We start from the raw sequence: 18,295 nt of genomic DNA on the forward strand, positions 1-18,295 counted from the left end.
AACTCTGGGATTTTTCTCAATTGTCATTCTCAAAAAAAACATCATATTTAATACCCGATTTAGCTATTTCTGCCATAAAATCAGTCGCATTTACTGCATCACCTAAATAGTGACAACCTGTAGTAGATATTTGGTTTTCTAAAAGCATTCTTGCTGCTATAGCGGGGACAATACCAGTTAGCCAATAGTGTCTACGCTCAAAAAGAGTAACAATTAAATTTTGTATTTTATTTTGTTTTTTTCCTTTAACTATCACAACTATAAAACCTCCATTACCTCCACGAACTTTATTAGTTTTTTCGTATAACTTCCTAAAAGTTTTAGCTGCTTTTTCTTGATTTCTTTTTAAAAAAAATTTAATATAAAGTACTGTAATGAAGGTTTTCCAATTTAACCAAGCTATATAACTCTTGACTGGATAGCTTTTTTTTGCTGTAAACTTTTTTAAATTTTCAAAATAGTATAAATAAACTTTCTGTATCCCTAAAGGGTTTGGTAAAGTAACAAATTGCGAACTTTTGATCGCTACATTTTTACTTTTCCAGTTTTTTACATAATTAGAAAAATCTAAACTAACTCCATTACGATTTTGATAGATAAATTCCAATTGATCTATGGTTCCGGTCATTGACCATTTACTGGCATCTGCAAAATATAAATCGAGACTCTCAACGGAATCAAACTCTTTTTCTGCAAGCATATCTGCATAAATAGGCATCACTTCTGAAAGACCAGGCATCCACCCAGCAGATAATAAGAAAGTCAGTCCCAAAGTTTTCATTTCATCCTGGTGATGGCTCAAGCTTTCGAGAACTTTTTCTTCTCCACTAGTATCTATATAATGACATTTATGCTTAAATGCCGCTTGAGCTACTCTATCTAAAATATGATACCCAGGTCCAGTACAATTAATAATAATGCCACAATCTTGGCAGAATTCTGCAAGGCTTTTATCATCATAGACATCAACATATTTTGCTAACACTCTCTGACCCTTTTTTTCGCTGAATTGTTGAGCCTTATCAATATTTCTTCCACCAATAATTAGCTGATTTTCAGTTTGTTTAAGTAGTTCATTAACAACTACAGAACCTGTCGCTCCATATCCTCCAATAACACCTATTTTTGTAATTTTATTCATATTTTACTTCCTATTGATGTAATGATAAACTACTATTTAAGTGTAAGTCTAATTTTTCTGTTAAAATTTTCACATAAGGGTTTTTCAAAATTGAGAAATGATCTCCTGGAATCTCATGTACTTCTATACCTCCTTGAGCATATACAGACCATCCAAAGTCTGGGTCTAAACTAATATTTTTGGGCTGTTCAGCAGCTTTAAAAATAGTAATTTTACTTGGATATTTTTGTAAGGTGTAATTCAGCATTGCTTGTAAATTGATTTGACTAACATTAGACAATATATCTGCTTGAAATGTAGAAAGTTGTTCAGATAGTAAACCGAGTTCCTCAGCTTTTTGGCTGAGAGCAATTAACTGCTGATAACATTGGTTTGCAGAAATATCTAATAGGGCGAGAATTCCGACTGTCTCCCCACTTTTGTTTAGCTGTTGTGCCATTTCATAAGCAACTATACCCCCCATTGACCATCCACACAAATGGTAAGGGCCAAACGGTTGAATCGAGCGTATGGCTTTTATATAATGTTCTGCCATATCTTCAATTCTGGTTAATAAATTTGTTGAGTCATCCATACCTCTAGATTGCAATCCATATAGTGGTTGTTCTACATCTAAATGTTGAGATAAGAGTGCAAAAGAATCAGCACTACCACTAGATGAATGTATACAAAAAAGAGGTATTTTATTTCCTTCAGGTTTAATTTTTACTAGAGAAGTAAATGTATAATCACTCAATTGATTATCTAATGATGCCAACTCAGCAATAGTCGGGTATTGAAAAATCTGTCGAGGTTTTAAATCAATACCAGCTTGCTTTGCTTGAGCAATAATCTGAATTCCTAATAATGAATCACCACCTAAACTGAAAAAGTTATCGTAAATTCCTACTCTTTCAACTACCAGTGATTTAGTCCAGATATCAGTAAGTAGTTTTTCTGTTTTGGTTCTAGGTGCAATATATTTTTTTTCACTGCTAATAATGTCTTGAGTTGGTTGCGGAAGAGATTTACGATCGACCTTACCATTAGCAGTCAAAGGTATAGTTGCTAATGTGATTATAGTTGAAGGAATCATGTATTCCGGCAACTTTTCTTTGAGAAAACTAAATAAAGATGCTTTATTCACTAGCTTTATAGATGATGGTGTTTGAGCCAGCATAACAGTTTGTCCAAAAATTTCTACTGTAGAGCTATTTTGAGGAAGAGCCAAAAAATTATAAAAATCATGAGAATATAAAAGATTCTGCCATTTTTCTACTGATAGAAATGGGGTATTTTCCACTATTCTTTCGTCTTCAAACTGACTAAGACCTTCAATTAATCCAACAGAAATAGCATTTATTCTCAGATATTTTGTTGTTTCTAATAATAATAATAAACCATTAGGAGCTAACAAAGATTTGAGAGATTTTAATACTTCTGACAAATTATGAGCATCATGCAAGACATTAGCGGCAACAATTATATCAAAACTGTGTGATTCATAACCTTGGCTATCAAAACTTTTATTAATATCTAAAAGCTTATATTTAACAAATGAATAGTCTAGGAATTTTTTCTTTGCCAGATTAAGAAAAAAGCTTGAAACATCAGTGTATGTATACTGGGTTTGATTCGGTGGCAAAATTGGTAATATAAAGGCAGTAGTTCCACCAGTTCCAGCACCTAATTCTAAAATCCGTAGTGGTTTTGCTAATGGCCATAACTGTACCACTGTCTTTAAAGTTTGTTGAACAATACTATTAATATAGGCAGACACAGGATTGAATTGATAAAGATTTTCTGCCACCTCCCAAGATCCATCAGGAAATAATAACTCTAATGGGTCTTTTTCTCCTTTGAGTATGGCAGTAAGATTTTCCCCACTGTTTTTAATGTAATGGAGAAGATTCAACATTGACTGATTATTTTGGTTGATGTTTACAATCTCATGCCATATTTCATTTAAAGAAGCTATGGGTAATGGTTGAAGATTCACAAAATTACCATCTGTTTGGTATTGAACCAGAACATCTTCTTGTAAAATCCCTAGCCATTGTCCGAGTAACTTTTGATATCGCGGAAGAATTTTAAAGTCACGCACTAAAGTCTCTGGTTTATGACTTTCTTGAGGATGATTGTAAACTCCTAATTCTCTGAAAGCAGAACATATATAGGCTGTACTGAGGCGGTCTATATCCTGGATACTGCTAGCAAGATTTTCTAATTCCGAGAGATTTTGAGATTTTTGTGGTTTAATTTCAAATCGCCAAATCTGTTGGTGATTATAATCCTGTACTCGTTCAAAGTTTTCTTCATCGGGAACAACATAGGTAACTAATTGGTTGCCAACAGTACTGACCACTGCGGCTTTCACAGCCGGATGCTGTTTAAGAGTTGCCTCAATTTCCCCTAACTCAATGCGGTAGCCTTGAACTTTAACTTGGCTGTCTTCTCGTCCCAAAAATTCAATAGTTCCATCTGGCAAATATCTACCCAAGTCACCAGTACGATATAGACGTTCGTCTGTTTCTGGATGTGTGATGAAACTTGCAGCAGTTTTTTGGGCATCTCGCCAATAGCCTTGAGCTAATCCTATACCGCCAATATACAACTGTCCTGGCACCCACATTGGACAAGATTTCAGTGCCTCGTTAAGTACATAAAAGCGCTGATTTGCCATCGGAAACCCATAAGGAATACTCTTCCAAGCAGAATCTACGGTTGTTATCGGATATAAAATTGACCAGATAGAAGCTTCAGTAGCACCGCCTAAACTAATTACCTCCACCCCTGACACTAAGGCTTTGACTTGCTCAGGTAAAGACAGAGGCAACCAATCACCACTCAAAAGTACTAAGCGCAGGCTATCAGGTAAAGGACTATTTACGTAATCTACTAACATCTGCATTAAAGCTGGCACTGAATTCCAAAGAGTTACTTGGTGCTGAACTATCATCTCCAGCCAATGAGCTGGGTCTTTAATTCCCCCAGCTTCAGGAATCACAATCGTTGCACCAGCCGCTAAAGTACCAAAGATGTCGTAGACAGATAAATCGAAACTAAGAGATGACAAGGCAAATACTCGGTCAGTAGAACTAACATTAAACCTCTGGTTAATATCGATAATTGTATTCAGAGCGCCACGGTGATCAATCATGACTCCTTTGGGCAAACCAGTAGAACCAGAGGTATAGATTACATAAGCCAAGTCCTCAGATGTCTGAATTGGTTGCAATGGCTCTTTGTTCTCAGTCGCTAGTTCTTCAGTATCCAGGCAAATACGTTGGATGCCTTCAGGCCACTGTAGAGTTTGGTTAATTTGCCACTGAGTCAGCACCAGTTGCACTTCACCGCACTCTAGCAGTTGCCAAAGGCGTTGTTGCGGTAAATTCGGATCGATAGGCAAATAGGCAGAGCCAGCAGCGAGAATCCCCAAGGCTGCAACTACTTGTTCCCAGCCTTTTTCCATGACGATCGCTACTAATTGATTGGGGCAAATTCCCAAGGCTCGCAAGCGATGACCAACTTGGTTGGTGCGCTGAGATAGTTGTACGTAGGTGAGGGTCTTTCCTGGGGTGATGATGGCTGGGTGGTCGGGTTGGATTCTTACTTGTGTCTCAAATTGACTGGGCAGTAATCCCGAAGGAATGGGGGCATCTGTGCGATTGAAAGCAGCTTGCTGTGCTTGCTGAGTCTGTGGTAAAAGGTCAATTGCGCTTTCTTGCCAAACTTTTTCTTCTGTAGCTAGACGTTTGAGTAAACAACAGTAGATATTAAACATATCATCAAGCAAGTTTGCGGGAAACAACTCGGCGATCGCATCCCAATGGAAGACTAATGCTCCCGCTTGCTGTTGAACTTGGTGATCTAACCAGACTTGAGGTGTTTGGGTTATTAGATCAGTAATTTTTCCTAACCTAGTTGTCAATGTGTCATCTTGGGTATTCAGATCGACCGTACTAGTAAAGACAACAGGCATGGTAGCACTAGATACCCTACCTTTTGCCTTAGCTAGTTCCCGCAAAACTGTTATTCCACCAATATAGCGGTGATCTAAATCTTCCCAAAGCTGCTGTTGAATGCGCTTGGCTTTGGTAACAAATGGCTGTTGTATGGAGTTATCTATTGTCAGTAAGTTGAGGGAAGTGAAATCCCCGATAATATCATTAACTTGGGGATGCAACGGTAGGCGATTGAACAGTGTTAAATTAATCGTGAAACGAGGATTTTTGCTCCAAAAAGACAGTACTTCAGCATAAGCAGCTAATAAAACTCCAGAAGGAGTTAAACCAGCTTGATTAGCTTTAGTTTTTAACTGTTGCCAGATTTCTGGCTCCAAGCGATCGCTTCGATGGACAAAACGAGGATGTTTAATAGCAGCAAGATAATTAATTAAGGGAAGTTCTGGCGCTGGTGGAAGTGTGGCTAAACGTTTTTGCCAGTAATCAATAGAATTCTGATATATTTCCGATTCTTTAACAGAATTTAGTGCTAAAACGTAGTCTCTAAATGAAAGTTCAAGAGGTGGTAAGGAAGCTTGCGGATTTTGGTATAGGTGAGTAAGTTCTCTGAAAAGGACTTGGAAGCTTTGGGCATCACAAATCAATAAATCAAAGCTGAAATGTAGTCTAGTCCGTTGATTATCTAGTAGTGAAGCGCGAATTTCAAATAAGGGCCACTGGTTATTAGGTAGCATTTGATGAGACAAATGTTCTCTCACTGCTATTAATTGTGACTCTATTATTTCTGGACTTTGCTTTCTCAAATTCAGGATAGCAATTTCATAAGCAGGAACTTTGGGGAGAATCTGCTGCTGACCATCAGGTAATATAATTGCACGCAGCATATCATGACGGTCAATTAACTGCTGCCAAGCTTGAGTAAATTTATTTAGATCTAGGTAATCACTTTCTATCTCCAAATAAATATGAGATGGTACATTACCCAACTCAAATGTTTCACTTCGACCAATCCAGTATGCTTGTTGAACTTCGGTGAGTGGGAAAGGTTGCGATCGCAAGTCAGGGTTAGGTGCGATTGTCGGTAGTAAATTAATGGAATTTTGAGTTTTTTCTTGTTTTATCTGGGCTTTGCTGGTTAACTCTCCCTGTAACCGTTTTTGTAATAATATCTGTTTGAGTTTAGAGCGATTTCCAGACTTATTGTTAGTTTCTGACATTGTTTTCTATAAAATTAGTTTAAATTTCAAGGCGCAAAAAGTAGCGTTGCTGAGTGTAAAGTATAAATTTGGATCAGACACAGAAAATAAGATTTTGAGAGAGTTTTTGCAAAAGTTCTCAAAGCATCAAGTTTCTGAGTTGACAAGTTGTTGTGCTTCCTCTTCAGTCAAGGTATCCAAGTCTTCTTCAATTTCTTGTAGGATAATTTCTTCAAGCAAAGCTGCTAGTTTGGCAATTGTGATTCCACCGAGAAACTGACGTAGAGATAACTGTACTTGAAAAACTTGTCTTAACTGAATCATCAGTTGAATTGCTAATAGAGAGTTGCCACCTAATTCAAAAAAATTGTCGTGAATGCTAACTTGCTCAATCTTGAGAATAGTAATCCAGATTTCCGCTAACATTTCTTCTATTTGAGTACTTGGTGCTATGTAATCTTTTGTTGTTTTTTTGATTATTTCGACAGATGTTAAAAGCAAGCGACGGTCTATTTTACCGTTAGATGTTAATGGCAAAGCTTCGAGAAAGGTGAAGGTAGAAGGTAGCATATATTCGGGCAATTGTGCTTTTAAGTAGCTGTGCAATTGTCCAGAGGTAAGTGCTGACTCTTGATGTAAAACAACATAGGCAATGAGGCGTTTACTCTCTTGTTGTTCGTCCACAGCCATCACAACTGCTGCTTTAACTTCTGGATGCTTCTCTATAGTCGTTTCGATTTCTCCTAATTCAATCCGGTAGCCTTGAATTTTAACTTGAAAGTCTGCTCGTCCTAAAAACTCAATGTTGCCATCTGGTAAATATCTGCCTAAGTCGCCAGTACGATACAGGCGTTCACCTGTCTGTGGATGTGTGATGAAACTTGTGGCAGTTTTTTCTGGTTCTCGCCAATAGCCTTTGGCTAGTCCTATCCCACCAATATACAACTGCCCTGATACCCACGTAGGACAGGGTTCGAGCATCTCATTGAAGACATAAAAACGCTGGTTTTGCATCGGTTGTCCATAGGGAATGCTGTTCCAAGCGGGGTTGATATCTGCAATGGGATAGAGAATTGACCAGATAGAAGCTTCTGTAGCACCGCCTAAGCTGATTACCTCAACTCCGGGTTTTACAACCTGAATTTGAGCAGGTAAAGTTAGTGGAATACAATCACCACTTAAAAGCACTAACCGTAAGGCTGGCGGCTGAATTTCAGGTCGTTGAGCAACATAATCAACAAATAGCTGCATTAAAGCTGGTACAGAGTTCCAAACTGTAATGCGATCGCGCAATACTAACTCAGCCCAATGTGCTGGATCTTTAGCAGCGATCGCATCGGGGATAATAATTGTACCTCCAGCCGCTAACGTCCCAAAAATATCGTAAACTGACAGGTCAAAACTCAAAGATGAAACTGCTAGTACCCGGTCTTGGCGAGCAATTTGGAAGCGCTGATTGATATCAACAATAGTATTGAGAGATCCTTGATGGTCAATCATGACACCTTTAGGTAAACCAGTTGAGCCAGAGGTATAAATAACGTAAGCCAAATCATCTGGTTTTTGTACTGGTTCTAAAGACTGGTCACTCTCGTTTGCTAGTTCTGCGGTATCTAAACAAATTTTCTCAATGCCTGATCTAAATTCTAATGTTTCACTCAACCAAGATTGAGTAAGTACCAAGGAAACTTCACTATTTGCTAACAGATAAGAAATACGTTCTTGTGGTAAATCTGGGTCAATGGGTAAATATCCAGATCCAGCCGTGAGAATCCCTAAAACTGCTACAACCTGTTCCCAACCCTTCTCCATGACTACAGCGATTAACTGGTTGGGAGTTGCACCCAGATGTCGTAGTCGATGAGCAACTTGATTGACCAGACAATCTAACTCTTGATAGCTAAAGGTGCGGTGAGAAGTAATTACAGCCGCTTGTTTTGGTTGTCGAAGAACTTGCTTTGCAAACCCAGTGTGAAGTAATCCCTCTGGAATTGGGGCTGTAGTTGCATTAATTGCTGGTGCTGTGATGTTGATTTGGCGTTTTTGCTGCCAAATTTCTGGTTGAGTAGCTAGACGGTGCAAGAAACGACAGTAGGTATCAAACATCTCATCCAGCATCCCGTCGGGAAAAACCTCGTCTACAGTATCCCAGGTGAGAATTAGCTCTCCCGCGTCCTCATAAACCTGATGATCTAATAACACTTGGGGAGTTTGACTGACACTGTAAACTAATTCACCAAACTTGCTGAGTGCGGAAGATTGCGATGATATTTCTTTTTGGATCAGGTTGCTGGTAAATACTACTGGCATCAATATATTAGCGCCCCCGCCTTGAATTTTGCTCCACTCTCGCAGTACTCGCACTCCACTAACATAACTACGATCCAAATCCTCCCATAACTGCTTTTGTAGGCGCTGGGCGCGAACTTCAAAGGATTCGGATTGAGAATTATCGACCGCCAACAGAGTTAAGGAGGTAAAATCACCCACTATTTTGTCAACTTCAGGATGCAGAGGTAAACGATTGAACAACGTTAGATTGAGAGTAAATTGTGATCGTCTGCTCCAAATTGTCAGTACTTCGGTAAAAGCTGCAATTAATAGTCCTGAAGGAGTTAAATTAGCATGACTAGCTTGATATTTGAGTTGTTGCCAAATTTCAGCAGCTAATTTACTAGTGCGACGTTTGAATCTCGTTTGACTCAGGGAAATAAAATTCTTTACCAGTGGTAATTCTGGTGCTGGCGGTAGCTGGGGAATCCGACGCAGCCAATAGTCTAAAGAACGTTGATAGATTTCATAATCTGGTAGCCTATCCCACGCTAAAACATAGTCCCGGAATGAAAGTTCGCTGCTTTCTAAAATAGTTTTGGGATTTTGATAGATTTTGTAAAGCTCTTGGAGGATAACTTCAACACTGCTTAAATCTGCAATTAAAGCATCAAAGCTAATATGAATCCGCACTCGTCCTTGATCTAATAAAGATGCACAGATTTCAAATAAGGGCCATTGGTCACTGGGTATAACTTGGTGAGAGAGGCGATCGCGTACTTTCTCTAATTCGCAAGATATTAGTTCTTGACTTTTTCCTCGTAAATTTTGGACTTTGATTTCAAAATAAGGTATCTGCTCAAGAATTTGTTGCTGTCCATCAGAACGCACAATTACCCTTAACATCTCGTGGCGCTCAATTACCCGCTGCCAAGCTAAATTGTATCGTTCAATATCTAAGTTTAAACCGTCAACTTCTCCATAAAAATGAGTAGAAACATTCCCCAATTCTAAATCACTATTGCGACCAATCCAGTAAGCTTGCTGAACATCAGTGAGCGGAAAAGGTTGATAGCGTTGTTCTGGAGCAGATACGATGATAGGTAAAAAATTAGCTGTATCTTGTTGTGTATTTTGAATTTCTTGTGTGCTAATTACTTCGATTAAACTAGCCACAGTAGGAGACTCAAACAATTGACCCAAAAGCAATTCTACCCCCAAAACAGAACTCAGTTTAGATACAAGTCTGGTAGCAAGTAGAGAATGTCCTCCCAATTCAAAGAAATCATCCGAAATACCTATTGGCTTGATTCCAAGATGGTCTTGCCAAATATTGATAATATTTTGCTCAATCTCGTTTCTAGCAGCAACATAAGGATTATTTAAGTTAGGTCGCGGATACGTTTGTTTAGATACATTATTTTCACTAATATCTTCATTTAAACTTTCTGGCTCACCCGGTATTAGTAAATCGCGAGTTGATACCAAAACTTGAGATAATGTACTTCCGAGAATTTGGCTAAATATATCTACACCTTCAGAAGGTAATAGTCCTCCTTGTAGCAAGTTGTTATCCTGTATATTTATCGATAAAGATGTTTTGTTATGTATTGTATCTTTACCATGTAAAGAAATCACTATTTTGCCAATATGCTTGGCTTCAGACATATATTCAAAAGCCCGATCCACCAATCCAATTGAGAATAGACGATAAGGCAGGGGACTAAAAATACCATTTTGGAAATGTTGTACTATTTCACGCCATATTTCCCTAAACTTAGAATGTTTTACTTCGACATTGACAGCGAAGAATGATAAATTTTTCTCAAAAGGTAGTAAGCCTAATGGACTGTTATTAAGAATATCCCGTCGACCTAGTTCTAAAAAGCGTCCATAGGGAGCTAAAGTTGAAAGACTTTTAGATATGAACTCCCCTCCTAATGAGTTTAAAACTATGTCTACACCCTGACCATTGGTGTATCTCATCACTTCTTCAGTAAAATCTAAAGAGCGAGAATTCATGACGTATTTAATACCCAGCGATCGCAAAAAGTCTTGTTTCTCAGAATTGCCAGCAGTAGCAAAAATTTCTGCCCCTATCCATTGAGCAATTTGCACAGCAGCTAAACCGACACCACCAGCAGCTGAATGAATTAAAATCTTTTCGCCTTTACTAAGACCGCCCAATTTTACTAAAGCATAATAGGCTGTCATAAAGGCAACAGGAATTGTTGCTGCCTCTTCTATTGATAAATGAGATGGTTTTCGGGTTACTAATTCAATAGAGGTTGTGATGAATTTACTCAAACATGAAGAACCAAAGGCAATAACCTCATCGTCTATTTTAAATCCGGTAACATCTTCACCAATGGCTACTATTTTTCCTGCACATTCTAATCCAAATGTCATCTGAAAGTTTTCAGGTAAAGGAATTAAGCCCAGTGCAATTAACACTTCTTTAAAGTTTAAACCTGTAGCACCAACTTCAATTTCTACTTCCCTTGCACCAGGATTTTTTCGAGTGATTGGTTTTAATTCTAGGTTTTCTAATGTACCACTTTGAGAGATACTTAAATAAAAGTTGTCGGATTCAAAAGTAAATTTTTCTTGCTCTTGGCTAATATTTTTGTTAACAGTATTTGGATTATTTATTTTCATTTAATTTCCTTAAAGTATATTCTTTGATTTCTACTATTTTCGTACCTTGCTCATCTGCAATGATAATGTCAAAGCTGAAAATTCCTTTTTGGATATTTGACGATGCTATTTTAATATAGCTATATATTTTGTTTGGTAAACAACCTTTTATATTCAATTTTTTATAAGAAAAAGGCAGGTAATAACTGTCATCTTTTATTTGTCCCAGCAGAAAATGAACTGCTAAATCCATTAAAGCAGGATGAATTTGATAACAATTAATATCAGTGGTAAATAATTCTGCTAGTTCGAGGAATGCTAACCCTTGATTATTCCCAATTTTTATATTTTTTAAATTGTGCCATCTGGGTCCAAACTCAGCAAAATCTCCCAAAGGTTTATATTCTTCACTATTAATAATTATTTCCTGGTCATTACACTTTGCTAAAATTCCTTGGAAGTCTATAATTTCAGGCGAATTAAAATTATTATCAGTTATTTTACCAACAGCGTGTTCTAACCATTGAGATGAATTTGATTGTGTTTGGCTCACAATTCTAAACTCAAAGTAATCTCCCTTTTTTTTCAGAATTGTCCGAACTTCTTTTTCTTGATCATCTTCTACTATCAAAGGAGTTGGGAAATAAACTTCTCTGATTTCAGTAGATTGAGTATCTTGCTGTTGAGTATAGTTTGTCCAAGCAGCTAAAGCCATTTCCAAGTAAGCTGTCCCCGGAATCATCGCTTTTCCCATTAATCTATGTTCTTGCAAAATCCAGTGTTTGCTGACACTAAATTTGGAAATATAAATTTCTGGTTCTCCTGCTGCAATTATGCAGTGGTCGAATAAAGGATGTGTTACTGATTTTAATTGCGGTTTGGTGATATCCGATCGCTTCACCGCCTCTGCTGCCATTCCTACTTCCTGCCATGCGTCCCAGTTGATAGCTACAGTGAATGTGCTATCTGTAAAGGTTTTGTAGTAAGCAAAGGCATCAAGAAAGGCATTGGCTCCAACATAGTCTACTTGTCCAAATCCGCCTAATGTGGAGGCTAGTGATGAACAAAGAACAAAAAAATCCAACTGCGTGTTTTTTAGTAGGCTATCAAGAACCACTGTACCCTTGACTTTAGGAGCAAGAATCCTTTGTGCCTCCTCAAAGGTTTTACGCTGGATTGCTCCACCACCAGGAACTCCAGCCGCGTGGATTACACCATTGATCTTGCCAAATTGTTGTGTGAAGTTTGCGATCGCAACTTGCATTTGTTCTAAGTTACTTGTATCCGCGATCGCTACTACTATCTGTGCGCCCAAGGCTTCTAGTTCCTGCAACTTCCGAATCTTTCGATTAATCGGATCTGATTCGTTGTGAGTAGCTAACCATTCTTCCCAATCAACTTTGGCAGGAAAAGCTGAACGTCCCGTTAATAGTAATTTGGCTCTGACAGTCTTTGCTAAATGTTCTGCTAAAACAAGTCCAATTCCTCCCAGTCCACCTGTGAGCAAATACACTCCTCCTTCCCTTAATCTGGGGATTTTTTGGGAAGTTTCATCTAATTGCACTGGCTCTAAGGTTTGTATCCAGCGTTGATTGTCACGATAAGCACTGATTTGTTCGGTGCTGGAAGTTGTCAGTTCTGCAAGGAGTTGAGTAATTATTTGATTGTCTTGCCAGTTACTAGTAGAAGGTATTGATAAATCGATACTGCGACAGATAATGTTTGTATATTCTAGAGGAATTACCCTAATAGCTCCGAGTAATGTTGCTTTTTGGGGATGCAAATTTTCTTCTTTAGTAACTGGCTGCATATCGTTAGAGACAACTGCTATATTTAGCTTTTGCGTAATATTCTGTTTTCCAATTGCTTGAGCGATAAACAATAAACTGTAAAAACCTACAAATTGAGCATCTTCGACTGCATTAAGTCCTGATTCTGTATCACTTGGTGGTGTGATATTCCATAAATGAAGTATGGTTTTTGGCAGCTTTTTTTGTACTTTAAGTTCTTGGAATAAAGTATTGTAATCGTTGCTTTCCTCCGGGTTTAGGCTGTATGTAAACTGATTTATTTGGGCAAATTCTGAGCCAACTTTAACTGCGATCGCTTCTTTACCCTGTTGTTTAAGTTTCTCAATCAACTGCCAACCCAAACCACATTGATCTACAAATACAAGGATGTGAGATGAAATTGAATTGCTATTTGATTTGCTATTTAAAATATTAGCAGTTTGCCATTTGGGAAGGTACAACCATTTTCCTATATTACGCTTTTTATCTAAAGTTTTGGTAGAGTTTTTTTGACTATTCCCATTCTTCAGAGATAACCAAGCAGGTGGATCAATCCAATAACGTTGGCGTTCAAATGGATAAGTTGGTAAAGGTAAGCGATCGCGTTCTTCATGAGCATAAAATCCTGACCAATTTAGATTGACTCCAGCCAGCCACAGCTTACCTAAAGTCTGCAAAATAAATCCTAAATCTGACTGTTGCTCTTGAGGATGGCGAACTGAACCAAGTACAATTCTTCCAGATGTCTGTTGTTTGACAAAAGTAGTTAATGTTTTTCCTGGCCCAATTTCCAGAAAAATTCGGTTTGCATCTAGTAGTAACTCGTTGATTCCTTCCGAAAATTGCACTCTTTGACGCAGATGCTGCGCCCAGTAATGAGGATCTATGGCTTGTGTTGGAGTAATCCAAGTACCTGTGACATTAGAAATAAATGGTATTTGAGGATGGTTGAGATTGACTTTTTTGACTGCAAGCATAAAAGGCTGCAAAATCGGCTCCATCATCTGAGAATGGAAAGCATGAGAAGTATGTAAGCGGCGATAGTCTATACCTTGTTCATTTAGTTGATGTTCGAGTTGTTCTACGGCTTTTATCGGCCCAGAAATCACACTCAGAGATGGACTATTACTTGATGCTAAAGAAAGTTGCTCTCCTAAAAATGATCCCACTTCCTTTGCTGACAAATTTACCGAAAGCATTGCCCCTGGAGGTTGTTGTTGCATTAGTTGCCCACGAGTGGCTACCAACAACAAAGCATCTTCTAGGGAAAAGACACCTGCAAAATAAGCAGCTACATATTCTCCAATACTGTGACCAATCATTGCTGTCGGATGCACTCCCCATGACATCCATAATTTAGCTAGAGCGTATTCAATCACAAAGAGTGCAGGCTGGGCGATCGCAGTCTGTAGGAGTAGCTGAGTTGTTTTTTCAGCTTCTTCTGGAGTGGGATACAGACAAGAGCGCAAATCTATATCCAGATGAGACTGGAGAAATTTACAACAGCGATCGCACTCTTGTCGAAATACTATCTCACTCTGGTAGAGTTCTTTAGTCATGTTCACATACTGCGCCCCCTGACCAGTAAACATGAACACTACAGGGCAATTGTCGGCTTCCTGGAACTGGGTAATTACTCTTGTTGGCTCAGATGATTCTAGTACTGCGATCGCATCTACACAATTCTCTACTACAACCGTGCGCCGATGATCAAATACTCTGCGACCAACTTTGAGAGTATAAGCGACATCAGCCAGATTTTGTTCTGGATGCAGTTTGAGGTGTTGCACCAAGTTATTTGTAGCGGTTTCCAGCGCCGCAGCAGTTTTTGCAGACAAGACCAATAGTTGTCGGGAACGAGAAGGACTAGCAGGTTCAACAACAGGCGCTTCTTCTAAAATGATATGGGCATTTGTCCCACCAATTCCAAAAGAACTAACACCCGCACGACGCGGAAAGCAATTGGTTTTCCACTCTTGTAGCTTGTTATTGACGTAAAATGGACTATTTGCAAAATCAATTTGGGGATTGGGTTTCTCAAAGTTGATACTGGGTGGTAGTAGCTTGTGTTTGAATGCTAAAGATGTCTTAATTAAGCTTGTAATTCCTGCTGCTGCATCCAAATGCCCAATATTTGCTTTTACCGATCCGATCGCACAATAACCTTTTTTATCAGTACCAATTTTAAAAGCTTGTGTCATTGCGGCAATTTCAATCGGATCACCTAAAGGAGTTCCGGTTCCATGCGCTTCTATATAAGAAATTGAGTCTGGCTCTACTTCCGCCATCACGTGGGCGGCGTGAATCACCCTTGCTTGACCCTCTTCACTAGGTGCTGTGTAGCCAATTTTTGCACCACCATCATTATTAATTGCCGAGCCTTTAATAATTGCATATATATGATCTCTATCTGCGATCGCATTTTCCAATCGCTTGAGTACAACAACCCCAATACCATTACCACCTAGCGTGCCATTTGCCCCAGCATCAAAAGCTCTACAATGTCCATCGGGAGAAATAATTCCATCGGGAGATAGTGTTAATTCATTTTGAGGAACTTTTACAGCAACACCAGCAGCCAAAGCCATCTGACATTCGCCACTAAGCAAACTCTGACACGCTAAATGAACTGCAACTAACGAGCTAGAACAGGCTGTACCAACACTGACACTTGGTCCTTTCAAATTTAGTTTGTAAGAGACACGGGTAGGAACGTAATCTTTATCAACTGCGATTAAAGTTTGTAAACCTCCTATTGATTGCATCAAATCTTGGTTAGGAAAAAGGTTGTAGTACAAGTAATAACCCATTCCGATACCAGCGTATACTCCTATTGCTCTGTCTTCTTGTTCTGTATCGTATCCAGCACTTTCTAGAGCTTCCCAAGCACATTCTAAAAAAAGCCGGTGTTGTGGATCTATAATTTCAGCTTCTCTCGGACTAAAGCCAAAAAAGGCAGCATCAAACAGTTCTATATTTTTGAGTACAGAGCCTGCTTTAATTGTCTTATTTGATTGACTGTTTCCATTGTTACTTGCTAAATCAGGAAAAACTGAAACGAGTTCTACTCCATTAATTAGATTCTGCCAAAACTCATCAATATTGTTACTACCAGGAAACCTTCCTGATAAACCAATAATTGCGACTTCTAAGCCGTTAGTTTCAAAACTCATAGTTTTTTCACATTATTTTTACTACTTATTAGCTGTAGCTAACTTGGTTGCTGCCACTAAATCTTCTATGTCGTAGTCAAAATACTTTTTAATTTCTGGCTTTGACGATTTTTTAATCCAGGAAAAAAACCTTGAATACTCAACTCTACAGAAATCAGATTCTGTATCTATATTTTTTTGGAGAACATCTCCTAAATTCCAAAAATTGTGTGGCAGAAAATCAATTGATTTAATCAGTGACATCACCTGATTTGCTGCGTCGTCAGCAGATATTAAACCAGCTTGGACTTTTTCAACTATTGCAATAGCTTGGAAAAAGAAATCATCTCCTAATCCTTGATAGCTAGGAGTTAGACTTTCCAAGTTATCTACATTGAGTGTTGCTAATTCTTCTCCTTTTCCTGCTGCGATTTTAAGTCTTTTTTTAATACCTGCTTTCATCTGACGTGTAAAGCTTCCCAGTAACCAAATACGTCTCCAAGCATCCCAAAGATTAAAATTAGCAAAAGAAATGTACGAACAGTTAACTAAATTATCGTTGTAGTCAAAAAGTTTATGCTGTAAAGTCTCAATATCAGCAAACTGCTCTGTTGAATAATCATTTTTGGCGATCGCCTTAATAATCCTAGCAGCTAAAGGGAGGATGATCGTACAACTATTGACTAAACCAAAAGAGTAAAGAGGGTCAATAAATCCTGCAGCATGAGGAAGTAGATAAAATCTTTCTCCCATACATGAATGTGATGAATATTGTAGGCGATTTGTAGATACCCAATTACGAATAGGTTTAGCCTTTTCAAACTGAATAGCGATACCAGGAAAGCGTGAAAGAAAATTTTGAAACTCTAACTCTGGCGATATTTCAGTTTTAGGAAAGCGCCGCGAGTCAAAATTTACTCCAACACTACAGATGGGATTACTAGATTTTTCATGATTATCAAAGGGAATAACCCACATCCAACCGCCATCAAATATGTGATGAAGAGTTCCTTGATACCAGAAGAGTTCATCTTGGCTGTCTCTGTCTGATTGGATGCAATCATCGTATTTTTTTACCCCAACCATGTGGGTAAAAACACTTCTTGAATGCGTTTTACACTTAATCGGTTTATCTCGTAAATTAAACTGACTACTAAGCAGAGAATTATAACCACTAGCATCAACTAAATAGTTAGCTGTAAAATATTCGCCACTATCTATTTGGATTTTAACTCCTTCTTTGTTTATATTTAACTCTTTTATATTAGTTTTTTCTAAAAGGTTAACTCCATACTTCACAGCCACTTTTGCCATGTAATTGTCTATATCTGGTCGAAATAAGTGACTACTAGGATGAACACCAACTTTGTTACATTCTTGTAGTGTCTGTTTTTCACCTTCTCGATGGTAAATAAAATTAAAAGAGCGTTTTAATCCGCAAGCAGAGGGTGATATATTCTCACAGATATTATCAAAAGAACTCAAATGTGCAATTTCTGGAACAGAATATTGATAACTAAGAATACTCATCATCAAATCTGTATCGGGAGTCATGGCTTCACCGATTGCAAATCTCGGATGAACTTCTTTATCGATCATCAAAACTCGAATGTTATGTTTTGCTAAGATCGTCGCCAAAATAGAGCCTGCAAGTCCAGATCCCAACACAACTACATCAAATTGCTGATTATTGTTGTAATCCATGATAAATTTCTGTGTATAAATATTGTCTTGAGTTGACAGTATGTGTGATCGCACCTGCTGTTGCATAGAAAAGATATTAGAACTTATGCAAAATATCTCTCAAAATCTTATTTCTCTATGGCCACTCAGACTTGTGTCTGTGCCTCTGCGGTTTTATTCTTTTGTGACTAGTACGTAAGTCTTATTGATATTTGAGTACTAAGAAAATTTTTCCGTAGGCTTGCTCTCAGACATTCCTGTGTCCTATTTATGTAAAGTCGTTACTTTAGGATTGTAATTAATGGAGATAAATCAATAGGATTTACCACAACTACTCACATAAGCAATGACATTATTTCTCAACAAGCTTGCTACTAGCTTAATGCAATTCAACTAGCTTGACAATCCCAAAACAATAGGAAAATGTTATGGCCAATACAAAAATGATTAAATTTGAACTTAATAACTATTTTTATTTCTT

General features: G+C 38.1%; 5 protein-coding genes. All 5 read right to left on the reverse strand.

From position 1 onward, the window contains the following. Window positions 1-16 precede the first annotated feature (16 nt). The 5 genes from V7K89_RS09860 to V7K89_RS09880 all read right to left on the reverse strand — a co-directional run bounded on the left by V7K89_RS09860 (window position 17) and on the right by V7K89_RS09880 (window position 17,835). Window positions 17-1,141, reverse strand: coding sequence for a saccharopine dehydrogenase family protein (locus V7K89_RS09860; RefSeq protein WP_335186625.1), 1,125 nt, complete (start codon window positions 1,139-1,141; stop codon window positions 17-19). 10 nt (window positions 1,142-1,151) lie between these two features. Further along, window positions 1,152-6,302 carry an amino acid adenylation domain-containing protein gene (locus V7K89_RS09865; protein WP_335186627.1) on the reverse strand — a complete coding sequence of 1,717 codons (5,151 nt, stop codon included), beginning with the start codon at window positions 6,300-6,302 and terminating at the stop codon, window positions 1,152-1,154. Between the two features lie 126 nt (window positions 6,303-6,428). Then, complete coding sequence (locus tag V7K89_RS09870) at window positions 6,429-11,210, reverse strand: amino acid adenylation domain-containing protein (protein ID WP_335186629.1); 4,782 nt, start codon at window positions 11,208-11,210, stop codon at window positions 6,429-6,431. Then, window positions 11,197-16,152, reverse strand: coding sequence for a type I polyketide synthase (locus tag V7K89_RS09875; protein WP_335186631.1), 4,956 nt, complete (start codon window positions 16,150-16,152; stop codon window positions 11,197-11,199). Before V7K89_RS09875 ends, V7K89_RS09870 begins: the two co-directional genes overlap by 14 nt. 21 nt (window positions 16,153-16,173) lie before the next feature. Continuing rightward, the gene (locus tag V7K89_RS09880) at window positions 16,174-17,835 is read right to left on the reverse strand and encodes an NAD(P)/FAD-dependent oxidoreductase (RefSeq protein ID WP_335186633.1); all 1,662 of its coding nucleotides are present in this window, start codon (window positions 17,833-17,835) and stop codon (window positions 16,174-16,176) included. Window positions 17,836-18,295 lie beyond the last annotated feature (460 nt).

The sequence above is a fragment of the Nostoc sp. genome, from assembly GCF_036917515.1.
GTDB lineage: Bacteria > Cyanobacteriota > Cyanobacteriia > Cyanobacteriales > Nostocaceae > Nostoc.